The sequence below is a fragment of the Bacillus sp. NP247 genome (assembly GCF_018966865.1).
Lineage (GTDB): Bacteria > Bacillota > Bacilli > Bacillales > Bacillaceae_G > Bacillus_A.
Genome location: NZ_CP076653.1, coordinates 3,941,567 through 3,967,835, shown reverse-complemented (window position 1 = coordinate 3,967,835; position 26,269 = coordinate 3,941,567). Strand labels below are relative to the sequence as shown.

27 protein-coding genes, 1 pseudogene and 1 riboswitch are annotated in these 26,269 nt (G+C 35.7%); of the genes and pseudogenes, 13 read left to right on the top strand and 15 right to left on the bottom strand.

Annotated elements, in window-relative coordinates:
* Positions 1-9: 9 nt before the first annotated feature.
* The gene (gene phaR / locus KPL75_RS20665) at positions 10-492 is read right to left on the bottom strand and encodes a polyhydroxyalkanoic acid synthase subunit PhaR (RefSeq protein ID WP_000566956.1); all 483 of its coding nucleotides are present in this window, start codon (positions 490-492) and stop codon (positions 10-12) included.
* 198 nt (positions 493-690) lie between these two features.
* On the opposite strand from phaR, the gene phaQ reads away from it, so the two are divergent.
* The 7 genes from phaQ to KPL75_RS20630 all read left to right on the top strand — a co-directional run bounded on the left by phaQ (position 691) and on the right by KPL75_RS20630 (position 6,163).
* Complete coding sequence (gene phaQ, locus KPL75_RS20660) at positions 691-1,143, top strand: poly-beta-hydroxybutyrate-responsive repressor (protein WP_000903018.1); 453 nt, start codon at positions 691-693, stop codon at positions 1,141-1,143.
* Positions 1,144-1,185: 42 nt separating this feature from the next.
* Positions 1,186-1,710 carry a polyhydroxyalkanoic acid inclusion protein PhaP gene (phaP, locus tag KPL75_RS20655; protein ID WP_002149654.1) on the top strand — a complete coding sequence of 175 codons (525 nt, stop codon included), beginning with the start codon at positions 1,186-1,188 and terminating at the stop codon, positions 1,708-1,710.
* A gap of 101 nt (positions 1,711-1,811) precedes the next feature.
* Entirely contained in the window at positions 1,812-2,255 is a 444-nt protein-coding gene (locus KPL75_RS20650; RefSeq protein ID WP_219917564.1) for a MaoC family dehydratase, read from the top strand.
* Between the two features lie 142 nt (positions 2,256-2,397).
* Positions 2,398-2,583 carry an alpha/beta-type small acid-soluble spore protein gene (locus KPL75_RS20645; RefSeq protein WP_000241212.1) on the top strand — a complete coding sequence of 62 codons (186 nt, stop codon included), beginning with the start codon at positions 2,398-2,400 and terminating at the stop codon, positions 2,581-2,583.
* Between the two features lie 114 nt (positions 2,584-2,697).
* Complete coding sequence (locus KPL75_RS20640) at positions 2,698-4,017, top strand: TrkH family potassium uptake protein (RefSeq protein ID WP_002149655.1); 1,320 nt, start codon at positions 2,698-2,700, stop codon at positions 4,015-4,017.
* Between the two features lie 38 nt (positions 4,018-4,055).
* Positions 4,056-4,228, top strand: a riboswitch (yybP-ykoY riboswitch).
* Between the two features lie 79 nt (positions 4,229-4,307).
* The gene (locus tag KPL75_RS20635; protein ID WP_085309901.1) at positions 4,308-5,102 is read left to right on the top strand and encodes a TerC family protein; all 795 of its coding nucleotides are present in this window, start codon (positions 4,308-4,310) and stop codon (positions 5,100-5,102) included.
* 209 nt (positions 5,103-5,311) lie between these two features.
* Complete coding sequence (locus KPL75_RS20630) at positions 5,312-6,163, top strand: formate/nitrite transporter family protein (RefSeq protein WP_219917563.1); 852 nt, start codon at positions 5,312-5,314, stop codon at positions 6,161-6,163.
* 27 nt (positions 6,164-6,190) lie between these two features.
* Here the strand turns inward: KPL75_RS20630 and KPL75_RS20625 are convergent, their stop codons facing one another.
* The 9 genes and pseudogenes from KPL75_RS20625 to KPL75_RS20585 all read right to left on the bottom strand — a co-directional run bounded on the left by KPL75_RS20625 (position 6,191) and on the right by KPL75_RS20585 (position 14,347).
* Positions 6,191-6,502 carry a cyclic-phosphate processing receiver domain-containing protein gene (locus KPL75_RS20625; RefSeq protein ID WP_219917562.1) on the bottom strand — a complete coding sequence of 104 codons (312 nt, stop codon included), beginning with the start codon at positions 6,500-6,502 and terminating at the stop codon, positions 6,191-6,193.
* A 14-nt stretch (positions 6,503-6,516) separates the two neighbouring features.
* Positions 6,517-7,239: a prepilin peptidase gene (locus KPL75_RS20620; protein WP_219917561.1), complete on the bottom strand. Its 723-nt coding sequence runs from the start codon at positions 7,237-7,239 to the stop codon at positions 6,517-6,519.
* Positions 7,240-7,351: 112 nt separating this feature from the next.
* The gene (locus tag KPL75_RS20615) at positions 7,352-8,062 is read right to left on the bottom strand and encodes a LutC/YkgG family protein (protein WP_219917560.1); all 711 of its coding nucleotides are present in this window, start codon (positions 8,060-8,062) and stop codon (positions 7,352-7,354) included.
* Positions 8,062-9,483: a LutB/LldF family L-lactate oxidation iron-sulfur protein gene (locus tag KPL75_RS20610; RefSeq protein ID WP_000061921.1), complete on the bottom strand. Its 1,422-nt coding sequence runs from the start codon at positions 9,481-9,483 to the stop codon at positions 8,062-8,064. The genes KPL75_RS20615 and KPL75_RS20610 overlap by 1 nt, the downstream gene beginning before the upstream one ends.
* 16 nt (positions 9,484-9,499) lie before the next feature.
* On the bottom strand, positions 9,500-10,219 hold the full coding sequence (locus KPL75_RS20605) for a (Fe-S)-binding protein (protein WP_219917559.1): 720 nt from the start codon (positions 10,217-10,219) through the stop codon (positions 9,500-9,502).
* Between the two features lie 166 nt (positions 10,220-10,385).
* Complete coding sequence (locus KPL75_RS20600; RefSeq protein WP_258236978.1) at positions 10,386-11,042, bottom strand: FadR/GntR family transcriptional regulator; 657 nt, start codon at positions 11,040-11,042, stop codon at positions 10,386-10,388.
* A 262-nt stretch (positions 11,043-11,304) separates the two neighbouring features.
* Positions 11,305-12,704 (bottom strand): annotated as a pseudogene (locus KPL75_RS20595) (sensor histidine kinase).
* 3 nt (positions 12,705-12,707) lie between these two features.
* A complete protein-coding gene (locus KPL75_RS20590) occupies positions 12,708-13,379 on the bottom strand; it encodes a response regulator transcription factor (RefSeq protein ID WP_070141381.1) in 672 nt (223 codons plus the stop codon).
* Positions 13,376-14,347, bottom strand: coding sequence for a YncE family protein (locus KPL75_RS20585; RefSeq protein WP_219917558.1), 972 nt, complete (start codon positions 14,345-14,347; stop codon positions 13,376-13,378). The genes KPL75_RS20590 and KPL75_RS20585 overlap by 4 nt, the downstream gene beginning before the upstream one ends.
* A 136-nt stretch (positions 14,348-14,483) precedes the next feature.
* On the opposite strand from KPL75_RS20585, the gene KPL75_RS20580 reads away from it, so the two are divergent.
* From KPL75_RS20580 to KPL75_RS20555, 6 genes are all read left to right on the top strand, one after another.
* Positions 14,484-15,599 (top strand): CdaR family transcriptional regulator, encoded by a 1,116-nt coding sequence (locus KPL75_RS20580; RefSeq protein ID WP_219917557.1) that lies wholly within the window; start codon positions 14,484-14,486, stop codon positions 15,597-15,599.
* Positions 15,600-15,716: 117 nt separating this feature from the next.
* A complete protein-coding gene (glcD, locus tag KPL75_RS20575; RefSeq protein WP_219917556.1) occupies positions 15,717-17,129 on the top strand; it encodes a glycolate oxidase subunit GlcD in 1,413 nt (470 codons plus the stop codon).
* A complete protein-coding gene (locus KPL75_RS20570; RefSeq protein WP_219917555.1) occupies positions 17,126-18,454 on the top strand; it encodes a (Fe-S)-binding protein in 1,329 nt (442 codons plus the stop codon). The genes glcD and KPL75_RS20570 overlap by 4 nt, the downstream gene beginning before the upstream one ends.
* A 465-nt stretch (positions 18,455-18,919) precedes the next feature.
* Positions 18,920-19,729 carry a CAP domain-containing protein gene (locus tag KPL75_RS20565; RefSeq protein ID WP_219917554.1) on the top strand — a complete coding sequence of 270 codons (810 nt, stop codon included), beginning with the start codon at positions 18,920-18,922 and terminating at the stop codon, positions 19,727-19,729.
* 96 nt (positions 19,730-19,825) lie between these two features.
* A complete protein-coding gene (locus tag KPL75_RS20560; protein ID WP_016096828.1) occupies positions 19,826-20,122 on the top strand; it encodes a transposase in 297 nt (98 codons plus the stop codon).
* 8 nt (positions 20,123-20,130) lie between these two features.
* The gene (locus KPL75_RS20555; protein ID WP_219917553.1) at positions 20,131-21,012 is read left to right on the top strand and encodes an IS3 family transposase; all 882 of its coding nucleotides are present in this window, start codon (positions 20,131-20,133) and stop codon (positions 21,010-21,012) included.
* Positions 21,013-21,073: 61 nt separating this feature from the next.
* Here KPL75_RS20555 and KPL75_RS20550 read toward each other — a convergent pair whose 3' ends face one another.
* The 5 genes from KPL75_RS20550 to KPL75_RS20530 form a co-directional block, all read right to left on the bottom strand.
* The gene (locus KPL75_RS20550) at positions 21,074-21,679 is read right to left on the bottom strand and encodes a DUF1648 domain-containing protein (protein ID WP_219917552.1); all 606 of its coding nucleotides are present in this window, start codon (positions 21,677-21,679) and stop codon (positions 21,074-21,076) included.
* Between the two features lie 91 nt (positions 21,680-21,770).
* The gene (locus tag KPL75_RS20545) at positions 21,771-22,694 is read right to left on the bottom strand and encodes an RluA family pseudouridine synthase (RefSeq protein WP_219917551.1); all 924 of its coding nucleotides are present in this window, start codon (positions 22,692-22,694) and stop codon (positions 21,771-21,773) included.
* A gap of 100 nt (positions 22,695-22,794) precedes the next feature.
* Positions 22,795-23,211 carry a histidinol dehydrogenase gene (locus tag KPL75_RS20540; RefSeq protein WP_219917550.1) on the bottom strand — a complete coding sequence of 139 codons (417 nt, stop codon included), beginning with the start codon at positions 23,209-23,211 and terminating at the stop codon, positions 22,795-22,797.
* A 98-nt stretch (positions 23,212-23,309) separates the two neighbouring features.
* Positions 23,310-25,502 carry an MMPL family transporter gene (locus tag KPL75_RS20535; RefSeq protein WP_219917549.1) on the bottom strand — a complete coding sequence of 731 codons (2,193 nt, stop codon included), beginning with the start codon at positions 25,500-25,502 and terminating at the stop codon, positions 23,310-23,312.
* A gap of 110 nt (positions 25,503-25,612) precedes the next feature.
* Complete coding sequence (locus KPL75_RS20530; RefSeq protein WP_219917548.1) at positions 25,613-26,260, bottom strand: phosphatase PAP2 family protein; 648 nt, start codon at positions 26,258-26,260, stop codon at positions 25,613-25,615.
* Between the last annotated feature and the right edge of the window lie 9 nt (positions 26,261-26,269).

Sequence of the window (26,269 nt, the reverse complement as noted above, 5' to 3'; positions counted from 1 at the left end):
ACGCGATTATCATTTTTTATTTTCTGGCTTATTTACAGGCTTTACTTCTTCTTTTACAGGTACTTGTAGTTTAGCAAGTACTGCATTTTGCTTTTCTAGCAATTCTAAAATTTGATCAACTTTCGTTTCTAACGTGCGCATATCTTGTTTTACTTTCGTAACATCACGCTTTAATGTAGGAGCTTGTCCTAATGAATCCACTTTCTCTTCTAGAATTTCCTCGATGTTATCAACTTTATTTTCTAAATTAATAACAAGCGTAGCTACTCTAGCGATATCCTCTCTCGTCGGCACATTCACCTGCTCTAAATAATTTTTTGTCGTATCATTTAATGCTTTTTGATAAAACAAATTCAAATCTAGAACGCTGCCCATCCAAGCAGAATATTCTTCTGTTTTAATTGTTTCATTGAGCGCTTTTCCCCAAAATGTTTCGGTTTGTTCATAAGCATTTTTCCATGCTTGCAATGGATCGAATTTTTGATCAATCACTTCGCCTACACTCCCTTTTTTGTTTTTGAAACAATTCAACCTATTCACTATTTTCTAATATTCCGAATAAAACTTCAAGTATATATTTTATTTTTCTTTATTTTCTAACAAATATATTGACATTAAAAACAGATAGGTGTAAATTGCACTTATAAGCAAAAAATTCCATCTAACTGATTCATGAGGTGATGCACAATCATGCTACATAATGAACCAGAACACCCAGAAAGTTTGGAAAAAAACCAAGCGAAACAACCAAACTCCATGCCAAAAAACTTCTTAGTTCCTTTCTTACTTCTCTGTCTAAAAGACTGGAGTCTTCATGGTTACAAACTTATTCAAATGCTAATGGACATCGGCTTTTCTTCTGTTGACCAAGGTAATGTGTATAGGACACTACGCAAATTAGAAAAAGAAAATCTTATTTCTTCTACTTGGGATACAAGCGAAGGCGGGCCCGCGAAACGAATTTATTCTTTAACAGAATATGGAGAGCAATATTTAACAACATGTGCGACTTCTTTTGAACATTATCAAAATATGTTGCGGACGTTTTTCACGTTATACACCAATGCATTCTTTCCATTTTCTACTTCTCCAGAAAAGGATGAAAAGGATTCTTCATCTTCACCTGGTGGTACAGCAGAGTAATCTGCGTTCACAATATGCAAAAAAACATTTGGAGGTCAAACAATGGAAACTAAGCCATACGAATTAGTCGATGCATTTTGGAAAAACTGGTCTCAATCTCTTTCCCTCTTCTCTTCAGCTGGGAAACAATTAGAGCAACTTACTTTAGAAACGTTAAAACAACAACAAGACGCTTTGCATAAATTAACATCAGGAGTAGATGAACTAGAAAAAGAACTACACCAATTCACTGCTCAGTTCAATAACCAATATACAGACTATGTGAAGCAATTAACTGGAAACTCCTTAAATGATCAAATTAACGAGTGGCAAGAAAAGTGGAATGAGCTTTCTAATCAAATGCACCAACTTACTGTTTCGCCTACGAAAACATCTTTGTCTATTCTTACTCAAACTAGCGGCCAATTTGAAGAAACAACAAAACACTTTATCGAACAACAACAGTCGCAACGTGAAGAGGTTCAAAAACAGTTAGAAGTTTTTTTGGGAGAGTTCAAGTCCAAACAACTAGAACTCGCAAAGCAGTTCGAGGCAAACTCAAAAAATCTATTTACTTCCATCAAGTAAGAAAAATGTGGCAACTAACTGCAGCACAAACAAAACTCTTTCTTCCTCCTACTACATCAAGATGGCTTACATTTTTCGATATGGAAAAGAAGGAGGACAAAATGAATCCATTTCAAGAAGCACAAACTGTTCCGGAGCTTCGTTACGATGAGATTCAAGTCGGTGATCAAGCATCTCTAACAAGAACAATTACGGATGAGGACGTTATCAATTTTGCAAAATTGACTGGAGATGTAAATCCTATTCATATTTTAGACTCTTTTGCAAAAACGACAATGTTTAAAGAACGTATTGCTCATGGCATGCTCGTTTCCAGTTTTATTTCTACCATCCTTGGAACGAAACTCCCGGGCAAAAATACGATTTATTTATCTCAAAACGTTTCATTCCGCGCTCCTGTCAAAATCGGCGATACACTTCGTGTAGTGGCAGAAGTCATTAAAAAACGGGATGATAAGAAAATCATTACATTGCAAACAAACATCTATAATCAATCTGATGATATTGTCGTGGAAGGTACAGCGACAATACTGAAAAAAGAGTAGCAAATTTGCTACTCTTTTTTCTATCCAATAACTTCTAATCACACCGATTACTTCCGTGTATGAGTACGTCGTTTCCACATAAAATAACGTTACCAGATAGCACTTAGCTAAACTGGATTACTCTTTAAGGATGTGTATCAGCATGGTGAAAACAAACAAATTACTAGTTCCAGGTGCAGAACAAGCGCTTGAACAATTTAAATATGAAATTGCACAAGAATTCGGTGTAAGCTTAGGATCTAATACAGCATCTCGTTCTAACGGTTCAGTTGGCGGGGAAGTAACGAAACGCCTTGTTGCTTTAGCGCAACAACAATTACGCGGATAATACTATAACATATGGCTTAGAGGCAGATATTCTCTGCCTCTTTCTATTTTCATCATACATAATCGTGCTTTTTCACATACTAGTAAGAGTAAATTGAAAGGAACGATACGTGATATGAAACGGATTAACATTAGCATGAGTCCTCCCCGTGTTCTTACTTTATCTTTTATTTCATTATCAATTATCGGTACATGCTTATTAAAACTGCCAATTGCTACAACAACGTCTATTTCATGGCTCGATGCCTTATTTACAACGGTTTCTGCTTGTACGGTTACAGGGCTTGGTGTTGTGGACACTGGTAAAGTATTTACCTTATTTGGCCAATGTGTCATTTTAACACTTATACAAGTTGGCGGGCTTGGCATTATGAGCTTTGCTGTTTTAATCGCAATTATGCTCGGTAGAAAAATCGGCCTTCAAAACCGGATTTTATTACAACAAGCATTAAACCAAACAAATGTCGGCGGAATCATTCGTCTTGCAAAAGCATTATTTTTATTTTCTTTTACTGTAGAATGTATCGCTACTTTATTTCTCTCCTTTGAATGGGTACCAAAATACGGGATTGCCAAAGGGATATATTACAGCTTTTTTCATTCTATCTCAGCCTTTAACAATGCTGGGTTTTCTGTGTGGAGCGATAACTTAATGTCGCACTCCCATAGCATTCTCGTCAATCTCGTTATTTCTTCCCTCATTATTTTAGGTGGGATTGGTTTTACAGTTATCGTGGATATAAAAAGAAAGAAAAACTTTAAAAACCTTACTTTGCACTCAAAGCTTATGCTCTCTTCTACTCTTATCGTCAATATTATTGCTACAGTTTTCATTTTCATATTCGAGTTTCATAATTCAATTTCCATGAGAGGTTTTACACCATTTGAAGAAGGGATGGCTGCTTATTTTCAAGCGGTTTCAACACGTACTGCCGGGTTTAATACTGTTGATATCTCTGCATTATCAAAACCTTCACTTTTATTAATGATGCTTCTTATGTTTATTGGTGCTGGCAGTGCTTCAACTGGTGGTGGGATTAAGTTAACAACTTTTTTAATTATGTTTTTAGGCGTATTTAAATTTTTGCAAGAACAAGATGATATAGTAGTGTTTAAAAAATCCATTAAAGATACGCTCATTGTCAAATCATTAACAATTACTATTATTTCAATTTCGTTTATTTTTCTTTCCATTTTAATTTTAAGCATCACTGAGAAAGTTCCTTTATTAATGAGTGCTTTTGAAGTATTTTCAGCATTTGGAACTGTCGGCCTTAGCATGAATTTGACGCCACACTTAACAATCATCGGCAAAACAATTATTATCTTTATGATGTTTTTTGGAAAGATGGGGCCTTTAACATTAGCTTTTTCATTTGCACGTAAAAAACAAAGAAAAATAAAATATCCAAACGAAGATATTTTAACAGGTTGACAACCGTATAAATTATCCATATAATGAGAATATAATAGCATATCTCCAAAGGGGAGTAGCGTCCAAGAACTATTTCTTGGAAACAAAGTCGTCATTACGTAGAACTTAGTTCTTCCGGCTTTGTTGGCATTTTCATTACATATGTCTAGCAAGACCTTTGCCTATCAACGGCAGAGGTCTTTTTTGTTTTCAAATTCCTTCCACCGTTGATACGCAGGAGTATGGGGAAACTAAACAATGGGAAACTTCTTCACTTGTTTAGTCTTTATAGAAATGAGAGGAGAATGTACATGGATGTATCATTATTATTGGAGTATGGTTGGGTATTACTCATCCTAATTGCACTAGAGGGGATTTTAGCGGCTGATAACGCTCTCGTTCTCGCAATTATGGTAAAACATTTACCAGAAGAAAAACGAAAGAAAGCACTATTTTATGGATTAGCAGGAGCGTTCGTTTTCCGCTTCGGATCACTATTTATGATTTCGTTCCTAGTCGATGTATGGCAAGTGCAAGCAATTGGTGCGATTTATCTTATGTTTATCGCGGGGAATCACTTATTTAAAACGTATGTTAAAAAGAATACACATGAAGAAACAGAAGAAAAAGAAGCAAAGAAAAAACAAGAGAACTTTTGGTGGACTGTATTTAAAGTCGAAGTTGCTGATATCGCCTTCGCTGTTGATTCAATTTTAGCTGCTGTTGCATTAGCAGTGACTTTACCGAAAACAGGATTAGGTACGGTTGGTAGTCTTGATACAGGTCAATTTATCGTTATCTTTACAGGTGGACTTATCGGATTAGTTATAATGCGATTTGCAGCAACTGCTTTCGTACAAATATTAAAACGTAAACCAGGACTTGAAACTGCAGCATTTTTAATTGTAGGTTGGGTTGGTGTGAAATTAACAGTTTATACGCTAGCACACCCTGCTTTAAATGTACTTCCGCATTCATTCCCAGAATCTACTCCGTGGAAACTTACATTCTGGATTGTATTAGTTGGAATCGCAGTTTGCGGTTGGTTCTTCTCGAAAGAAGTAGAAGTAAAAGTAGAAAAGAATTTAGACGAAAAAGCGCTGTAATTACAGCGCTTTTTCTTTTTCCCCTCGTTCCAATCCCCTCTCTATTTTTAAAAAAATTCCATTATACTACCTTTTGTAAGCGCTTCCTCTCTAGATGTATGTCCTTTTTGTGAAATATTGCACAAACTTATTGAAACTATGAACAAATCCATGTACTTTATTCATATAAGGAGTATTTATAGACGATGTACTAAAGGAGCGTATTACTCATGCTAGAACAAGGATTAGATTATGTTGTAAAACTGGCTAAGAGCAAAAAGCAAATGCTAGATACAAGTCCAATGCAATATTTCATTCGCGCTGCACTTGCTGGCATTTATATCGGTTTTATTATTGTACTATGTTTTAAATTAGGTAACTTTTTTCATATTGCAGATTCACCAGCAACTTATTTAGCTGCTTCTATGTTTTTCGGAATTGCTCTCGTACTTATTATATATGGCGGTGCTGAATTATTTACTGGAAATACAATGTATTTCACAGTGGCAACTTTAAGAAAAGAAACAACCATTTCTGATACACTTCGCAACTGGGTTGCTTGTTATGCGGGTAACTTAGCTGGCGCTTTATTCTTTGCCTTACTATTTTACGCAACTGGCATTTTCGAAGCAATTGATCACGGTCATTTAATGAATAAAGTTGTTGAAGGAAAGATGAATACACCTACAATGCAATTATTCTTTAAAGCGATTTTATGTAACTGGCTCGTATGTCTTGCTTGCTTCTTACCTTCTCAAGTGAAAGGTGACACAGCCAAAATACTAATGATGATGATGCTCGTTTTCACTTTCTTTTTATCTGGTTATGAGCATAGTATCGCAAACTTATCATTGTTTGCCTTATCTTTATTATCACCACATCCTGATACAATTACTTTCGCGGGCGCTATTCACAACTTAATTCCAGTTACAATCGGTAACATTATTGGCGGATCTGTATTTGTTGGCATGGTATATCATTACTTAACAAAGAAAGCACCTGATGTTAAACAGGAAGAGACTGAATTAGTAGCCGCTCAAACAGAGGAAATCATTCCTTTACAAGCTCATATGAAACATTAAAAACTCCAAAGTTTCACTTTGGAGTTTTTAGCTCCCTACATATTTAATGACAATATGAGGATGGATCTCTCCTTTTTCTTTCCCTTCCTCAATTCTCTGCTTCATCTGGTGCATACCGATGACATCATTTGTATGAAGATAAATCTCATTAACATATAAACCTTCCGTACAAAAGGCTTCTACAAAATCTAATCCGCTCTTTTGCCTCCATCCCATGTTATAGTCAAGAGAAAGGGTGTTTACCTTATTACTCCGAACAAATTGTAACGCAGATTCTACTGTAGTTGCCAAAACATATCCGAATGGACAACTTCTTTGATCATCCATATATACATTCACTTTCTATCTCCTCTCTATTTTGCATATGTGACCAACACATAACATATTGCCCCAAGGCTAATAAAAGGGCCAAACGGAATTGGAGTTTTTATTTTTATACGTTTTAACGCTATAGCTATTCCGAAAAAACAAAGACTAAAGCAAGATGCTAAAAATAAAGTTATAAAAATACCTTTCACTCCTATTATAAATCCGAGTAATGAAAGTAATTTCACATCACCTCCGCCAAGACCATCTGGATAAATCTTTTGCATGAAATATAACAAAATAAATATAGTTCCACTGCCAGCTATACTATCTATCCAAGTAACTAACGGTACAAAAATACATTCTAAAATAAGCAAAATCCCAAACCAAATTAAAATACGATTAGGTATTAGCATGTATACTAAATCTGTAACTGAAATAATAAGAAGTAAAGAAAAGAGTGATAAAATGATGATGAGCTCTCGTTCTATTCCAATTACATATACAGTAAGAAAAAATAAATTCCCTGTAACAAATTCAAATATTATGTACAAACTTGAGATTTTTCTTTTACAACTTGTACAACGTCCTTTTTGTATACAAAATGAAATGAATGGAATTAGTTCTTTTGGCTTTAGTACATACTTACAATAATGACAATGCGAACGCGGTGTAATAATAGACTCGCCTACAGGAACCCTCATTGCGATTACCATATAAAAAGAGCCAAACACCATACCCACTAACAATACATATAAATAAGTGAACATCCCTTCCTCTCCTTTCCAAAAGAACATAGCAAAAAAAGGAGAGAACTTCTACTTCATATTATCTTTATTCTATTAAAAAAGCAGGCCGTTTTCCGGCCTGCTTTCCCCTATTTTATACGATGAAATATACTGCTTTTAATGGTCCGTGTACTCCGACAACAAGATTCATTTCAATATCTGCAGAGTTACTTGGTCCTGTTATAAAGTTAATACAAGATGCCACTGCTTCACCTTTTTCTACTCGAGAGTTCATGTGTTGAACTGCTTGGGTAATACGAGGTACAAGTGTTTCACGTGGAATAATAGCAAAATACACAGTCGGTAAAAAGTGTAAAGAACGACCTTGCCCTTTATGACTTTGTACAACAATCGTACCAGATTCAGCTAATGTATAATCACTAAATGCAATTCCGATATTTGCTTTTTCCGCTATACGCATATTCTCTTCTTTTTTCTCAGGATCCCATACATTTACTTCAACATCTTGCTTTGGAAGCTCTTCTTTAAATAAAGAAGTCAATCCATAGGAATCAAAACGTTCATCTGCTGATAATATAATAGGTCCCCCGCCATTTTCAACGATTACTTTTTGAATATCTTCGCGTAAACGGTCGTTTGTCGTTTCCACAACAGTTGTATGAATGTTTGCACATTGATTTTTAAATACTTCTAACAATTCTTCTTGTGAATAATCTTTTAACGTTTCTACATTCACATTACTTTTCCATACTGGACGTTCTACGCCTTCTGTTTTACGCGCGCGCCCAAGTTCTTTTGCGATATTATCTAGAAAGGACTCACGGTTTTGAATTAATCCTGTCATTATTTGTCCCCGCCTTTCTTATGATCTTTATACCAATCACGGAATCGTTCTTTACTTGGAGCCGGGAATTCACGAATATCCGTCCAGTTTTTAAGTGGGCCAACACCTTTTGATACACGGTTACCAGATGTAAATGGACTCATTGCTGCCGGTGCCATTTTTGATCCCATTTTATATAAAGCTGCTGAAGAAGCACCCATACTAAACATTTTCATTGCTAATTTTTCTGCAAGTGGGGCACGTCCTTCTTGCTCAACGATAACTTGGCGATGCTTTAATAATAAATCATGCAATGGAATTTTTACTGGACAAGCTTCTGTACATGCTCCGCATAAACTAGATGCATACGGAAGCTCTTTGTAATCGTCATACCCACCTAAAAGTGGTGTTAACACTGCACCAATTGGTCCTGAATAAATAGATCCATACGAATGTCCACCAACGTGACGATATACAGGACATACGTTAACACAAGCAGCGCAACGAATACATTGCAATACTGAACGGAATTCCGATCCAAGAATTTGAGAGCGACCATTATCAACAACGACTAAATGAAACTCTTCTGGTCCATCTACCTCTTCCTCTTGAATTGGTCCTGCTACTGTTACATAACTTGTTAATTTTTGACCTACCGCACTACGACATAGTAAACCAACTAAAACATCTAATTCTTCCATTGTCGGAACCATACGTTCCATACCCATTACTGCAATTTGTGTTTTCGGAATCGACATAACAAGATCGGCATTACCTTCGTTCGTCACTAAACAAAGAGAGCCAGTATTTGCAACAGCGAAGTTACAACCTGTCACACCAATTTCTGCATCCATAAATTTCTCACGAAGTTGTTTACGAACAAACTTTGTCATTTCGTATGGATCATCAGAATTTTCATATCCAAGTTTTTCTTTAAATACATCACGAATTTGCGTTCTGTTTTTATGAAGTGCAGGCGCAATAATATGTGATGGTGGATCGTTATCTACTTGCAAGATATACTCTCCTAAGTCACTCTCTAACACTTCACAACCAATCTCTTCAAGGGCATGATTCATACTAATTTCTTCAGTTACCATTGATTTTGATTTTACAACTTTCTTCGCTTGTTTCTTTTTTGCAACGTCTTGAATATACTTTGCTGCATCCTCTTTCGTTTTCGCAAAGTAAACGTGACCGCCTCTTTTTGATACATTTTCACTTAACTGCATTAAATAATAATCAAGATTTTCTAACGTATGTTGACGAATTTGTTCACCTAGTTCACGCCATTCTTCCCAGTTTCCCAACTCGTCAGCTGCTTTTAATCGATTTGTATATAAACGCGTTTGTGCAGAAGATACTGCTCCGCGCATAAACGAATCTTGAATTCCATCGCCAACGCGATCATTAAATTTTTTCTCACTGATTTTCATAGACATAGCTTATGTTCCCCCTTCATGAGCGACTATTCAAGACCTCAGCAATATGCATTACTTTTACTTCTTTTCCTAAACGCTCAATACGTCCGCCAATGTTTAACAAACACCCACAATCTGCACCGATTAAATAATCAGCACCTGTTTCCATTACACTATCTACTTTTTCATCTACCATTTGCTCAGAAATTGGAGTCATCTTAACTGAAAACGTTCCCCCAAACCCACAACAATTTTGCACGTTTGGCAGTTCTCTCACAGTTAATCCTTTTACGTTTGATAATAAAATTCCTGGTGCCTCTTTTACTCCAAGCAGACGTGTCATATGACAAGATTTATGAATAGTAGCTATCCCTGGTAAACTTGCACCAACATCTGTAATTTTTAGAACATCTACAATAAATTGTGTAAATTCATATGTTTTATCAGCAACCTTTTGTGCACGTTTAGCCCACTTCGGATCATCTTTAAAAACATGCGGATACTCATGAAACATTGTCGCACAAGAGCCAGATGGTGTAACGATATATTCTGCATCTTCAAAAGTTTCAATCATATGTTTCATCGCTTCTTTTGCTGCTTCTACATGGCCGCTATTATAAGCAGGCTGACCACAACAAACTTGTGCTTCTGGAAATTCAATTTCACAACCTAAACGCTCCAATACTTCAACTGTTGCTTTGCCGACGTTTGTTTCAAACATATCGACTAAACAAGTAACAAATAAAGTAACTTTCATAACTATAATTCCCCCTCATTACAACTTCGCCAACAATCATATGGTCATCAGATGACTAAGATTAGAAGAAATAGGCTCAACCATGGCCTATCCTCTCCCTCTTCCAAAGAAAACGTTTACTTATTCTCTCTATTTTATCAGAAAATTAGAATTTTAAAAGATTAAATTACGAATTTATATCGCTTTTACCTGTGACAATATGTTCTACATTTATTAAATGATTTAGCATCGCTTGCTGCGCTAATTCCACATCTTGCTTTAACACCGCATTATATATAGATTGATGCTCTTCTAAAAGTCGTTCTGATGTTGTTTGTTCACCATATAAAATAATGCGTCTTGATTCACCAATCGTTTCAGCAATCATCTCTGAAACATGATTCATGAGCTCAAGTAAGATGTTATTGTGCGAAGATTCTGCAATTCCCATATGGAACTGAAAGTCTGCTTTTTCGCCAGCCTTTTCATCTCCAATGCTCTTTGCCATTTCATCTAACCAATACTTCATATTTTGTAAATTAGCTTCCGTACGTTTTGCCGCTGCCGCTCGAACTGCCCCCACTTCGAGCACCTTCCGTACTTCTAATAAATTCAAAATATCCTCTTTCTTCATTAATAACTTGTTATTTAGTGATTTCGTTAATGAAGAAGAATCGAAATTCCTTACATATGTACCTTCTCCTTGTTTCATTTCAATTAAGCCCATTGCTCTTAGCGCACTTAGCGCTTCACGAACAGCAGATCTGCCAACTTGAAACTGCTCAGCCAATTGATGAACAGGAAGTAGTTTGTCACCAGGTTTTAACGTACCATTTTTAATCATTGTTAAAATAGCTTCAGATACTTCTTCGTAAATTTTTTTCGGTTTAATAGATTTGTACTCCAGTTAAATCACCTCAGTATCTTCCAAACAACAATTGTAACGTTTTATAAGAACTTAGCATCCATAACCATTTTAGAACGAATTAGTAAGAAGTACAAATGTTTTGTTCATAAAATAGTCAACCTTTTGATATTTGTTGGATATTAATTAATACATTTACGCGTAACTATTTACCTTCAATATGAAGAGCATATTCCAAAAGTTAGAATATGCTCTCCTCACCTTGTGCTTTTAATTTAATAATAACTGTCGTTCCCTTACCTTTTTCACTTTCTATTCTCCACTCACCATCATGTATATGAACAATTTGCCTTACAATTGCAAGGCCTAAACCTGTTCCACCGTGTTGACGACTTCTCGCTTTATCTACTCGATAAAAGCGTTCCCCGAGATTTTCTAAATGCTCTCTATCAATACCTATTCCTGTATCTTTTATGTGCAATTCACAATAATCATCTATTTGCTTTAATGTTATTATGATATCCCCGTTTTGATTTGTATAACGTATCGCATTATCTAACACATTATGAAGTACTTGTTGCATACGATCCTCATCAATCATTACGATAATTTCAGGATTTAAATCCGTTGAAATACGAAGTTTTTTTTCTATAAACTGTAACTCGTACGTATCTAGTACATCTTCAATAAGCTGTGAAAAAACGATAGGCTGTTTCTTTAGGGGAAAGTGTTCACCTTCTAGCTGCGCTAGATCTAATAAATCATGAACAAGACGCTGCATGCGATCTGCTTCTTTATGGATGAGTTGCGTTACTTTTTCCTGCTGCGGCCCCTTCGCTACACCGTCTAAAATAGCTTCACTATATCCTTTAATATAACTAAGCGGTGTTCTAAGTTCATGCGAAACATTAGCTAAAAATTCCTTACGCTTTACATCTTCTGTTTCTAGAGAATTTGCCATTTTATTAAAAGCTTTTCCCAATCGTCCAATTTCATCTTCTGAAGAAATTGTAATCCGCTCTGAGAAATCTCCAGTAGCCAAATGATTTGCAACTCGTTCCATTTGCGAAAGTGGTCTCGTAATAGCAATAATAATTTTTCTACCCATCCATATTGTAATTAAAATCATTGCAATTGCTAACGGCGCTAAAATAAGACCCATATCAAATATTAAGTCTTTTATACTTTTTAAAGGAATATAAGAGTATACAATACCAACTAATTTTTATTATCTAAAACAGGGATGACAACGCCCATAATATTACGATCAAAATGTTCTTCATATCCTATCTTTGTCACAGTTTTCCCATCTAATAGCGCCTGTCTATCCCCTTCACTTATAAGAGAATGATGGTGAACATCAAAAGGCAAACATGCGCTTAAATCACGCGGATTGTATACGAAAAGGACATCTGAACTAGATATTTGATCGTATGCCCTTACTTTCTCTTCAAAAGTGGATACTCCTTCACTCTTATCATATTGCGAGGCAAGACGTTTCCCTTCCATTACTAATGAATCTTTTAAATTATCAACGTATAACTTTTCATATGAGTATAAAGATACAAAATAAAGAAAGGAAACTGTTACACATACTGCACATACTACTGTAAGCCAAAGCTTTTGTATCATCGTAAACATACGTTACACCTCAAATTTATAACCTACACCCCAAACGGTTTGAATGTAGTTTCCACTTTCTCCTAACTTTAGACGCATTGTTTTCACATGCGTATCTACCGTTCTTGTACTTCCTGCATAATCATATCCCCACACCTTTTCAAGTAATTGTTCCCGGCTAAATACTTGTCCATTATGTTGGCAAAGAAAATATAGTAAATCAAACTCTTTTACCGTAAGAGGAATCGTCTCACCATTCGTCTCGATCCTCCTACTTTTTTCATTGATAAGAATCGGTCCAAATTGAATCTCTTCTTGCTGTTCTTGCTTTGTATATCGTCTTAAAACAGCTTCCATACGAGCAATTAGTTCCCCAGGACTAAATGGCTTTACAATATAATCATCTGCTCCCATACGTAAGCCGTTCACCCTATTCCACTCTTCACCTTTTGCTGTTAAAAATATAATAGGTACATCCGACGTTTTTCGAATCTCTTTACAAACTGAAAGCCCATCCATCTCAGGCATCATAATATCTAGTACAACGAAATCGTAATGATCCGTCTCTAATTTTCGAAGTGCCTCTTTTCCATTTTCAGCTTCTCCCCACTCGTATCCGAAGTTATCTAAGTACATTCCGACAAGTTGCCTCATATCACTTTCGTCATCTACGACTAGCACGTTATATTTACTCATTGTCCTTCCCCTTCTCTCTCCATGAGTTGAAACGGTCCTTTTCCGACTTTAATTGTTTGTTTTATTTTCATATTCTTCATATCCATTACACATACTTCATCGCTATCATAACTAGCTACATATCCTTCTGCACCGCTTTTCAAAAATGCAAATGGATTAGATCCTACTTCTGCAAATCCTACCTCTTGATACGTACTTGCATCAAACTTTCTAAGCGTATTCGAACCGTGACTTAGGGCATATACAAACTTATCATCCTTTGTTATATTCACAGGCATAAATGGAGCATGTAAAGAACGCATCATCTCTCCGCTCTGTAAAGAATACACTAATACTTTCTCATTCACTTGACTTCCATCACCATGTCCACCAATCCATATTTCTTTCCCATCAGCGCTAACCGTCGCTCCTGTTGATGCTGGCGGAATCATAAAGGACTGTATCACTTCTTTTTTCTTTGTATCAATAGTCGTTAGTTTCGTATCATAAAAGTTTAGTACAGATAACTGGTTATGATGCTCTACCATCGTTATCGGCCCTTTTCCTGTTGAAACACTCCCTGTCTCTTTTCCTTTTATCGTAAAGAATCTTACCTTTTGTTCATTTTGATCGGCAGCAAATAATTGTTTTCCATCATCTGATGCGATAACATTAGCAATTCCTTTTCCAGTCTTATATTTTTCCACTTGTCTCCCTTCTGCTAGTGAATATACATACATATATTCTAATTGCTTACCATAAACGAGTATTTCCTCGCCATTTGGAAGTAGCGTACCCCCCGCAATCGGCTCATTTAATTCCCATGTTGTTAATAGCTTCTTTGTTTTTTTATCAATAAAACTAATACTACCTTCCTTTATATTCGTTGTTATAATAACACTTTTATCTTTAGCAATCGGTGTATACGAACTTCCTTGACACCCTACTAATAGAAATAAAAAACAGAGAAGAAAAACATACTTTCTCAAAAGATTCCCTCCATCTTCGGATGATTTCGTTATAATTGTAAAATAACAAATAAATGTGTGGAAAATGTGAAATCTTCCTTTATTAATAAACTTACATATATAATGTACAACAAATAGAATTTGAGGTGTGCAAATTATGCTTTTTCCTGATTTAGCGAATAAAATTGTACGTGAAGTACGCAGATTAATTACTGAAAACATTATTATTATTAATATACAAGGAGTTATTATCGCAAGTACAGATGCGATAAGAATCGGTCAATTTCACGAAGGTGCACTCCGCTGCGCGAAACAAAAGAAAACTGTCATTATTACAAAAGATGATGAACGACGACTGCAAGGTGTAAAAGCTGGGATGAATCTTCCTTTACTATTCCATGACGAAGTAATTGGCGTGATTGGAATTACAGGAGAACCTGAAAATATTTCACAATACGGAGAAATATTACGTAAGATGACCGAATTATTAATTCATGAAAACTACTTTTTAGAACAACTAGAACTTGAGCACCGTTCTTATGAAGCATTTGTCTTTGATTGGCTTCAAAATACAGACTGGTCTCCAAGTTTTCTCGATCGTGCAAAAACGCTTGGCATTGATTTATACAAGAAGAAACAACTTATTTTATTATCAATCTCCCAAGATAATACGATGCTCCAACGTAAAATTTGGCAACATATGCGCAACATTTTAGCAAAAGAAAATTTATTTGTTCGCTGGGGAAATGATCGGTTTATTTTGTTTACAACAATACAATCCAAAGAGCAAACCTTTCAATTTTTAAAACGGTTAAAACAAGACTGTGAAACTTTATTTTCTATTACTTTATATATCGGGATTGGACAAACAGTTACGCCAAGCAATATGAACTTATCGTACGAACAAGCATTACGCGCCCTTTCAGTATCACTTGAAACGAAAAAAATTGTATTTAATGAAGATTTACGTTTAGAAATGTGCTTACAAGATATTTCTACCGAAACTCGGGAACAGTTTCTAGAGCGTACCATTGAAAACTTAGTATCATCTCCTGAGCTTATGCACACTTTACGTTTATTTATCGATTATAACCAATCTTATAAGCAGACAGCTGAGCAATTACATATACACATTAACACATTGCATTACAGGCTAAAAAAAATTGAAGAACATACAGGACTTGACCCGAAACAATTCAAAGATTTAAATATTTTATACTTCGCACTCCTCTTATTAGATAATCATACAAAAAATAACGATAAAATAGATTAATCTTTAGATGATTGTACATAGAAAGAATCCCCCGACTTTTTTATCATTATAATGAAAGCACTGTTACAACGTTTTTTACTATGACGAAATACGTTAACAGTTTGAGGGGGATTTCCAATGTTAGAAAAGCAAATTATTGATTCATTCGTATCTATTGTTGGCGAAGATAATGTAGATACATCCAATATGGGGCGTTTAGCTTATAGTTATGATGCCACTCCAAACTTCCAAGCGATGCCTGATGCAGTCATTGCTCCTCGTAATACAAATGAAATAGCCGCAGTGTTAAAAGTGTGTAACACTCATAAAATTCCTGTATATGTTCGCGGGTCTGGAACAAATCTTTGCGCTGGAACGTGTCCACTTGAAGGTGGTATCGTCCTTATTTTCCGCCATATGAACAATATTTTAGAAATTGACGAAGAGAATTTAACAATTACTGTACAAGCTGGTGTTATTACACTTGATATTATTAAAGCAGTAGAAGCAAAAGGTTTATTTTATCCACCAGATCCAAGCTCTATGAAAATTTCTACAATCGGCGGTAACATTAATGAAAACTCAGGTGGATTGCGTGGTTTAAAATATGGCGTAACACGTGATTATGTAATGGGACTTGAAATTGTCTTACCGAACGGCGATATCATTCGCACTGGCGGTAAATTAGCAAAAGATGTAGCTGGTTATGATTTAACTCGTTTATTTATTGGTTCTGAAGGAACACTTGGTGTTGTTACGGAAGCTATATTAAAACTTGTCCCTATGCCTGAAACGAAGAAAACGATGCTTGCGCTATATGAAGATATTAACGAAGCTGCTCGAGCTGTTTCTGCTATTATTGCAAATAAAATTATTCCAGCTACACTCGAATTTTTAGACCAACCAACAATTGAAGTTGTAGAAGAGTTTGCACAAATCGGTTTACCAACTGACGTTAAAGCAATTTTATTAATTGAACAAGATGGCCCGCCCGAGGTTGTCAATCGAGATATCGAAAAAATGGCTAACGTTTGCCGTGCTATGAATGCGGTCGATGTTCGCGTTGCAAAAGATGAAGCCGAAGCAGATGCGCTTCGTACAGCACGCCGTAGTGCACTATCAGCACTTGCAAGACTAAAGCCGACAACAATATTAGAGGATGCAACTGTACCACGTTCACAAATCGCTCCAATGGTTGAAGCAATTAATGCCATTGCGAAGAAATATAATATTCCTATTTGTACTTTTGGTCATGCTGGTGATGGTAATTTGCACCCAACTTGTATGACAGATGCCCGTAATGAAGAAGAAATGCACCGTGCTGAACAAGCTTTTGCTGAAATATTTGCAAAAGCGATTGAACTCGGTGGTACGATTACTGGTGAACATGGTGTTGGCGCGATGAAAGCTCCTTATTTAGAAATGAAATTAGGTAAAGAAGGTATCGCTGCTATGCAAGGGATTAAACAAGCCTTCGATCCAAACAACATTATGAATCCTGGAAAGATGTTCGCGAAAGACTCTCGTAAAAGAGTGGTGGTTGAGCGATGACCACATTAAATACAGAAAACATTCAAAAGGAATTTAAAGAACGATTAAGTGAAGATGAACTATTAAATTGTATGCGATGCGGTTTTTGTTTACCGACTTGTCCTACTTATATTCAATCCGGGTATAAAGAATCACATTCGCCGCGCGGGCGTATCGCATTAATGAAAGCCGTCGCTGATGGTTTAATTGAGCCAGATGAAGATGTTGAAAATACATTAAACGTCTGCCTTGGCTGTCGTGCTTGTGAACCTGTTTGTCCGTCTGGTGTGAATTATGGACATTTATTAGAAGAAGCTCGTGATATTATTAATCAAAATAAAAAATTCTCGATGCCAGTGAAAGCCGTTCGTAAAGTCGTTTTTGAAGGACTATTCCCGCATCAAAATCGAATGAGAACATTAACAGGGCTAATCGGATTTTACCAGCGATCTGGTTTACAAACGCTAACACATAAAACTGGTATTATGAAGTTATTCCCTGAAACACTTGCAACGATAGATCTCGTTTTGCCAAAAGTCCCTAAAATGAAAGCAATGAAAGATCGTCCTGAATTTTTACCTGCTGAGGTGGCAAAGAAGAAACAAGTTGCATTCTTCACAGGCTGTTTAATGGATACGATGTTTTTAGAAACAAATAACGCAACGATGAAACTTCTTCAGTTAGCTGGTTGTGATATCGTTATTCCGAAAACACAAAGTTGCTGCGGGGCATTACATGGGCATGCTGGTGAAAAGAGTGGAGCAAAAGAATTAGCAAAACGAAATATAAAAGCATTCGAAGATTTAAACATCGATTATATTATTACGAATGCAGGTGGTTGCGGAGCTTACCTCGTAGACTATGATTATCTTTTAAAGGATGATCCAGAATGGGCTGAGCGCGCAAAGCAATTTGTTTCTAAAATTAAAGATATTACTGCTATACTAGTAGAACTAGATTTCCATAAACGTAATGACTTACGACTCACGCCGCAAATCATTACGTATCAAGACTCCTGTCATTTACGCAACGTTATGCGAACATCTTCTGAACCTCGTATGTTACTAGAAGCAATCCAAGGTGCAACATACCGTGAAATGAAAGATGCGGACCGTTGCTGTGGTTCTGCTGGCATTTACAATATTGTTCATTCAGAGTTATCAATGGAATTTCTAGATTATAAAATGGACCGTGTGCATGAAACAGACGCGGCGACAATTGTTACTGCAAATCCAGGTTGTCTCTTGCAAATGAAATTAGGTATTGAACGAGAAAATCTTTCTCATAAAATGAGAGGAATTCACATTGTAGATTTATTATTAGAAGCAATTGAAACCAACTTGTAATAACTCGTAACATACGTAATAATAGGAAAACGGCTATCTCCTTCGTCTATGTAAAGAGATAGCCGCTTTTTTGTCTGCTACAACATTAAAAATATGTTACTTTATTATAAAAAAGAACAACAGAAACATTACAGTTTTGTAAAAATCAATCCAGTATATTCCTCAAAAAAATGCTCAAACCATTGATACAATAGGATTCTTTATTTTTCGTTCAGGTAAATATATCCAAAAACACTCTCTTAAAACCAAGTATAAAAATGCTAAAAATTCCTTTTATACTCTATGTTTCTCTTATTTCTTCACTTTTCTTCTCTTAGGATAAATTAGGTAAATTTAAAGTCTATGAATTTTTTTCCATCTTTTTTCTCGCAAATTGTATGCTACGATGGATTTGTCAGTCAGACAGGCTGTCAAAAATAAATCGTGTGAAAACAAATTAAAACTTTATATAGGGGGACACACATCATGAAAAAGCGTGTTTTATTATCTGTAGCTGCTGCAACAGCTCTTACTTTAGGAGTATCTTCTTTAGATGCACAAGCTGCAACAGTACAACCATCTAACATAAAGGTTCAAAATATTCAGCATTCAAAGGTAATGATGAAGCAAATGAGCCAACAAGAATTACAAGCATTCTTACAATCTATGGGAGTTGAGTCATTAGCACAATGGAATCAAGGTCAATTCCAACAAGATTGCTTCATTCCTGGTCAACAGCCTACTGAAAATGTTGTAACTGAACAACCAACAGCTAAGCCAGAAGCTCAAAAACCAGCTGAACAAAAGCCTGCTGAAGAAGTTCAAAAACCAGAAGCTCAAAAACCTGCTGAAAATAACAATACTCAAACTGAAACACAAAAACCTGCTGAGCAAAAGCCTGCTGAAGAAGCAAAATCTTTAAGCGAATTCGAACAACGTGTTGTTGAATTGACAAACGTAGAGCGTACAAAACAAGGCTTACCAGCATTACAAATCGATACTGAATTAAGCAAAGTAGCACGCATTAAGTCTGAAGATATGCAAAAAAACAACTACTTTGATCATAACAGTCCTACATACGGGTCTCCGTTTGACATGATGAAGAAATTTGGTATTTCTTATAAATCTGCAGGTGAAAACATCGCCCAAGGCCAACGTACTCCAGAAGAAGTTGTACAAGCTTGGATGAACAGTGCTGGACACCGTGCAAACATCTTAAATAGTGGCTTCACTCATATCGGTGTTGGCTATGTAGAGAGCGGCAACTACTGGACACAACAATTTATTACGAAGTAAATAGATTAAAAGAGTCTTCTCCTAATGATATGATCCCCTTATAGTAGACAGGAAAAAGAAAGCACATTACCCTGTTTACTATGGAGGGGATTTTTTATGGGAAAAATTAGAGTCACTTACGATGTAGAATTTAAGAAACAAGCTATAGATTTATACTTAAAAGACGGCATGAGTTATAAAAACATTGCGAAAGAATTAGGTATTCATCACTCGGTTGTAAGTCGTTGGGTGAAACACTTTGAAGCTGAAGGAATCAAAGGACTAGAAGAAAAACGCGGTAAAGCGAAAGGACCAGGTTTAGGTAGACCAAGGGTTAGACCCGAAGATCCAGAAGCTAAGATCAGACGATTAGAAGCGGAAAATGAAATGTTAAAAAAGCTCTTAGGGATGTAAAAGGAGGAATGAAAGTCGTATCCAAAACGAAAAAATTCGAAGTCATCCATGAAATGACAAAAACAGGTTATACAGTGACCATTCTATGCGATATTGCTGGTGTAACCAGAAGTGGGTACTACAAATGGATAAAACGGCATACGACGCCTTCAAAAAAACAATCAGAGGATATCGAAATTAAGAAAAAGATATTGGCGTGTCATAAAAAATTAAGAGGAATTTATGGATATAGAAGAATACAAGTGTGGCTGAAAGCCACATATAACCTTTATTTGAATCATAAGCGCATCCAAAGATTGATGCGTGAACTAGGTATCAAAGCCGTAATTAGGAAAAAACGACCTTATTACGGAAAAAAAGAAGCTTATGTGATTTCAGAGAACCATCTAAATAGGGAGTTTCAAGCTTCAAAACCGAATGAGAAATGGGTAACCGATATTACCTATTTGATTTTCAATGGACAGCGCTTGTACTTATCCGCTATTAAGGATTTATACAATAATGAAATTGTTGCCTATGAAACCAGTCGTAGAAACGACTTGAAACTTGTGTTAGATACACTGAAAAAGGCAAAGAAAAAACGAAATGTGAAGGGAATCCTCTTACATAGTGATCAAGGGTCCCAGTATACATCTCGTCAATATAATCAATTACTTAAAAAATATCAGATGAAGGCAAGTATGTCTCGAAGAGGCAACTGTTGGGATAATGCTTGTATGGAAAACTTCTTCAGTCACTTTAAGGCAGAGTGTTTTCATTTACACTCCTTCCATAAAGCGAATGAGGTCAAACTTGCCGTGCGTAAATATATGCACTTTTATAATCATCAAAGATTTCAAAAGAAATTAAATAACCTGAGTCCATATAAATATAGAACTCAGGTTGCTTAGTTGCGCTTTTTAAATACTGTCTACTTGACAGGGGTCACTGCATAATGAGAAGACTCTTTTTTTATGTTTCATAGCTTTCTAATATGTATGCGTATAAATTGTAGAACATAAACAAAATAGACCCGCAGCTTATTACACTAATTAACAGATAAAATCCCCACTTCAGGCTCAAAAGCAATGAAAATAATATGCTGCATGCCATTCCTTGAAAGATTCGCCTACTAACTAAACGGATTTTTTGTAATTTGATCGGTTCTTTCTCTCTATCCTTCACCTTTTTAAACACTTTACTAAACATAAAAAGAAACATACTAATTCCAATCGTTAGTCCTGTCTGAAAGGATATAATACTTCCCAAATTAACAAAGAGAATTAGTATATGGACAAACACCATAAATAAAGTAATACTCTTTATAAATCCACTTATAATGAGATGCTCTCCTTCATTAAACTTATATATATTATGTGAAATAACATATACTAATCCATGTAAAATGATAATAAGGGCAGGGATAAATAATACGACAACGTGTTTACTCATAAACTCGTTCGCTCCACCATTCTCGTTCCAATGCACTGCCATACGAGTTGGTAAATATGGATAAATACATAAAGTAAATGAAAGACAAGCGAAAAATATCCCTAGCATATATTTATATTTGATCAAGTAATTCTCACCTCTCTTTTCTCTTAACGGCTTCGCCTCTTTTAGAGAAATCCCTGCAAAAATCTACCTTTTTCAACTTTAAACTTACACTTTATCCATTTTCTCTTTCAAATTTTTTCATTATATCGTTTAAATTTGTAGGGAAAGGTACATCAACCACGATCTCTTCTTTCGTAATCGGATGCAAAAAATTAATCTTCATCGCATGTAACGCTTGCCCGGACATATATTTTGTTTGCCCACCATATAATACATCCCCAACTAATGGATTTCCATTATAGCTCATATGAACGCGAATTTGATGCGTTCTACCGCTTTCTAACTGTAACGTTACGAGCGTCGCATTTTGTTTTTTAAAATATTTCTCTACTTTATAATACGTTATAGCTTGGTCTCCCTTTGGAGAAACACGGCGCCTTGTAGCATGATGTCGATCTCTTCCGATGGCAGCGTCAATTGTCCCCTGCTTCTTTTTTACTCTTCCTTCAACAAGTGCCGTATACGTTCTTTTGATTTTCCGTTCCATTAATAGACGATCCATAATTGCACCCGCAATTCTATGTTTTGCGAATACAACACCACCTGTCGTATCTTTATCTAACCTATGGATATGACGAACCTTCGTCTCTAAACCTTGCATTTGAAAATGAAAAGCAACAAGATTGGCAAGTGTTCCCGTCCCATTTTTTTCAGAAGGATGTGTATCCATTTGCCCCTGCTTATTTACAATGAGTACGTGATCGTCTTCAAACACTACATTTAATTCACCATATTCCGGCTCTACGCCGTACTCCTCCTCCATAAACATATGAACTTGTAACTTATCTCCTTCTTTTAAAAGTTCATTCCATCTCCTCTGTTCTCCGTTAACCGTAACACCTTTTTCCATACGAAGCTGATGTAATAACTTTTTTGGTACTTCCCATTCTACTTTTAACAACGACTCAATACTTATACCATTCCACGTCGCTGGAACCGTAATTTCACACCATTCGCCCTTTTTCTTTGTTTCCATACTATAATCACCTTATTTCTATTGATTCTCTCATTGTAACGGAAAACATACTTTGATGCACCGTCAAAAATAGAGGACAGTCTTATAATCGACTGTCCCCTCACGCTCTAAGCCTTTTCATCTCCTGCAACACTTCTTCAGCTTTTTGTTCATACAATAAATCTTTAAAGAAATCCGCCAATCGTTTATAGTCGTTGTACGTATCTAATAAGTCGTCTATTTTCTCTCCTTTCATAACTTGCTGCTTTTGCTTCATTTTTACTGGATAACGATACCCCGATACTTCTTGTATTTTGTAATACTCATCCTCTACTTGAATGACTTTCACAAGTTCCTCTTCTTCCGCATCCATCGTATACCCGTCAAATTCTCTAAGTAGTTCATAAATAATATGAGTCCATTCATCTTTTGGGTAAAACCCTTTTTCTAACCGATAACCGACAATGCGATACATATGCCCATCGTTTTCAGCAAACTGTACTGTATCATTTAGCTTAAACTTAAAATAACGAAACATTGCCTTCACCTACTTGTATGTAATCTTCTTATCACATACTATGCGCAAAATATAGGCCCTGCTATTCATAAAAAAACTCATCTTATAGATGAGTTTTTTTATGATGATTTTTCTCTTTTCTTTCGAAATGGTAGCCACCAGTTCCAATCTCCAAACAATTTCATTAAACTTGGTACAAGCATAAGTCGAATAATTGTTGCATCAAGAAATATCGCTAATGCGACTCCAATACCCATCTGCTTTACTGGCAAAATATCAGTAAAGGCGAACGCACCGGTAACAACAATCATAATTAAAGCAGCGGATGTAATGATACGGCTTGTCGAGACAAGCCCTTCTAGCGTTGCTTGATCGTTATCTCCAGTTTCCTCATATAACTCATGGATTCGTGAAATAAGAAATACTTCATAATCCATGCTTAGTCCAAATACGAGACCAAAAATGAAGATTGGTAAAACAAATAGAACTGAACTCTCATCTAATCCGAAATGACCACCTTCAAATAACCAAATAACGATTCCAATTGTTGCACTTAAACTAAGTACATTCATAATAATCGCCTTTATTGGAATGAGTATAGAGCGGAATGCGAATAATAAAATAACAAAGGTTGACCCAAATATAACAGACATACCAATTGCAACTTTATCTTTAATTTCATCTTCTAACTCTTGTTGGAACGTTGTCATCCCACCTAAATAATAAGTAACATCGTTTTCTTTATAATTCTTTTTGAAATCACGAACCCATTGTTTTGCAGTTTCTGTACTTGGCTTCGTATCCAAAAAGACTTCCATTGTTGTTTTATTTCCTTTCGTATACGCTTCAAATACAGGAGCTATTTTCGCAGCTTCTGGCGACTGCAATATTCCAGCAACTTGATCTGCTTTCATTCCATTTAGCCCGTCATATACACTTTTCACCTTATATACTTGCTTGTCATCTTTTAACTTTTGAACGACATCTTCTACCTTTTGTAAGCTTTCTTTTTCTGTTATATCATCCTTCGTCTCTACTACTAAAGTAACATCGGCGTGTGTTTTGACAGTCTTATTAAAGGCTTCTTCATACTTCTCAAATGCAACTCTCGTATCACTCTTTTCTGGTAATGCTTCGACACCAGGAAACTGCAAATTAGCTGTACGTAGTGGTAATAAGCAAATAACAATAAATGTTGTAACAGCAACAATCATTACGATTGGATGTTTCATTACAAACTGTGCAAATTTACGCCATACATTCGATGGAGTAGGTGCTACCTGATTCTTTTTTAATATTCTTTTTCCAATTAAAGATAACAGTGCAGGAAGGAGTGTGAGTGAAAATAAAATACTCATAATGACAACAATCATCCCGCTAATGGCAACAGATTGAATATAGTCTATCTTAAAGAAAAATAAACCGGATAAACCGACGAATACACATAACCCTGAAAATACGATAGCGCGTCCCGCGGTTTGATACGTAATCACGATTGCCTCTTTCACTGTTCTCTTCGCAACTTCCTCTCGAAAGCGATTTACAAATAACAGTGCAAAATCAATTGATAATGCGAGCCCAATCATCGGTGCAACATTTAACACGAAAATAGATAACTCTTTATCAACGCCGATAAAATATAAAATCCCCATCGTACTAATTACACTTAATATCCCATTTAAAATCGGTAAAATAGACGCAAGCAGACTACCAAATGAGAATAATAGTACGAGAAAAGCAATAGGTAAACCGATCATCTCTGCTACTTTTAAATCATTTTGTGTTCTTTCATTAATCTCTTGATTAATTTTCGGATACCCTGTCGGTGTTACTTTTAATACTGCACTACTTTCTTTCTTGATTTCATCAGCGAATTGCAATGTCTTTTCCATTCGACCTTTATTTGTTTTCCCGGAAAATAAAATCGTCGCATAACCGATATCATCTTGTAGCATCACTTTATTTTCTATCGGATGATGGAAAGACTCATACGCTTCTTTCTCTTGAATATGTTTTATAATTCCCTCTATACCTTTTTGAAACTCCTCATGTGAAGCATCCTTGTTCTTCTCAAAAATGAGTAAAAGTGTATCCTGAGACTGCTTAAAATCTTTATCTAAAATTTCTTTCGTCTTTTGATAATCTCCTTCTGTTTGGAAACCATCACCACCTAATACTCCTGGAAGCTTCGGAGCAAAGATACCGAGCACTATCGCTAATAGTAATAATACGACGATTACTGTATAACGAAATTGATACAAATAAGATCCTAACTTCCCCCACTTATCAATTTTATGTACATTTGTCTTCACACATTTTCACCTACTTTATATAATTCACTTATCATTTATACTGTATCATATCTCCCCATAAACAAAAAACGTCTAGAAAAACTATAATACTAGTTTTTCTAGACGTTTTTCTATCTCTCGTTGTTAAGTCCCAATCTCTCGGTAAGTAAACGATGACAATAAATTGCTATGATTAACAAAATGCCACCTGCGCAGTAACCTGCTAAAATATCAGTTGGATAATGTACATTTAAAATGACTCTACTTAATCCAATCAATATAATTAATATGCCCATTGAAATCGTAATACCACATTTCCCAGCTATACTTTTCAAATTGGCAGCAATGATATAGGAAAGAAAACCAAATGTCATAATAGATAGCATTGCATGTCCACTTGGGAAGCTATACCCAAGTGCGTCAAGTGCCTCATTTAATGATGGTCGGTCTCTTTTTGCAATTTCTTTTATTCCCTTATTAACAAGGTGTGTCGTTAATATAGCCATTGGATACACGATCATAGCAGCATAATAACGTTTTTTCCAAAAAACGAGCAAACTTATAATTAGTGTCGTTATAACTCCAATTGCAGATCCTAACTTTGTAAAATATGTGAAGAATGTAATTGAGCTTTCTGTTTGTAATCCTTTTACCATCTCTCGGACATATGTATCCACTGCTGTAACTCCGCTTGCTTGTACTCTCCAAGCGATAATGCCGAATAAAGCAAGTAATAAAATCATACACATGAACTCATATCGATGTAACTTTTTCTTCAAACGATTTCC

Bases quoted from the DNA above. Each gene is read 5' to 3' on its own strand.
- KPL75_RS20615 (WP_219917560.1), bottom strand. From the start codon at position 8,062: ATGACAGGATTAATTCAAAACCGTGAGTCCTTTCTAGATAATATCGCA.
- KPL75_RS20580 (WP_219917557.1), top strand. From the start codon at position 14,484: ATGCTTTTTCCTGATTTAGCGAATAAAATTGTACGTGAAGTACGCAGA.
- KPL75_RS20640 (WP_002149655.1), top strand. From the start codon at position 2,698: ATGAAACGGATTAACATTAGCATGAGTCCTCCCCGTGTTCTTACTTTA.
- phaP (WP_002149654.1), top strand. From the start codon at position 1,186: ATGGAAACTAAGCCATACGAATTAGTCGATGCATTTTGGAAAAACTGG.
- KPL75_RS20610 (WP_000061921.1), bottom strand. From the start codon at position 9,483: ATGTCTATGAAAATCAGTGAGAAAAAATTTAATGATCGCGTTGGCGAT.
- KPL75_RS20620 (WP_219917561.1), bottom strand. From the start codon at position 7,239: ATGTTCACTTATTTATATGTATTGTTAGTGGGTATGGTGTTTGGCTCT.
- KPL75_RS20590 (WP_070141381.1), bottom strand. From the start codon at position 13,379: ATGAGTAAATATAACGTGCTAGTCGTAGATGACGAAAGTGATATGAGG.
- KPL75_RS20565 (WP_219917554.1), top strand. From the start codon at position 18,920: ATGAAAAAGCGTGTTTTATTATCTGTAGCTGCTGCAACAGCTCTTACT.
- KPL75_RS20570 (WP_219917555.1), top strand. From the start codon at position 17,126: ATGACCACATTAAATACAGAAAACATTCAAAAGGAATTTAAAGAACGA.
- glcD (WP_219917556.1), top strand. From the start codon at position 15,717: ATGTTAGAAAAGCAAATTATTGATTCATTCGTATCTATTGTTGGCGAA.
- KPL75_RS20600 (WP_258236978.1), bottom strand. From the start codon at position 11,042: ATGATTAAAAATGGTACGTTAAAACCTGGTGACAAACTACTTCCTGTT.
- phaQ (WP_000903018.1), top strand. From the start codon at position 691: ATGCTACATAATGAACCAGAACACCCAGAAAGTTTGGAAAAAAACCAA.
- KPL75_RS20630 (WP_219917563.1), top strand. From the start codon at position 5,312: ATGCTAGAACAAGGATTAGATTATGTTGTAAAACTGGCTAAGAGCAAA.
- KPL75_RS20540 (WP_219917550.1), bottom strand. From the start codon at position 23,211: ATGTTTCGTTATTTTAAGTTTAAGCTAAATGATACAGTACAGTTTGCT.
- KPL75_RS20560 (WP_016096828.1), top strand. From the start codon at position 19,826: ATGGGAAAAATTAGAGTCACTTACGATGTAGAATTTAAGAAACAAGCT.
- KPL75_RS20645 (WP_000241212.1), top strand. From the start codon at position 2,398: ATGGTGAAAACAAACAAATTACTAGTTCCAGGTGCAGAACAAGCGCTT.
- KPL75_RS20635 (WP_085309901.1), top strand. From the start codon at position 4,308: ATGGATGTATCATTATTATTGGAGTATGGTTGGGTATTACTCATCCTA.
- KPL75_RS20605 (WP_219917559.1), bottom strand. From the start codon at position 10,219: ATGAAAGTTACTTTATTTGTTACTTGTTTAGTCGATATGTTTGAAACA.
- KPL75_RS20555 (WP_219917553.1), top strand. From the start codon at position 20,131: ATGAAAGTCGTATCCAAAACGAAAAAATTCGAAGTCATCCATGAAATG.
- KPL75_RS20545 (WP_219917551.1), bottom strand. From the start codon at position 22,694: ATGGAAACAAAGAAAAAGGGCGAATGGTGTGAAATTACGGTTCCAGCG.
- KPL75_RS20650 (WP_219917564.1), top strand. From the start codon at position 1,812: ATGAATCCATTTCAAGAAGCACAAACTGTTCCGGAGCTTCGTTACGAT.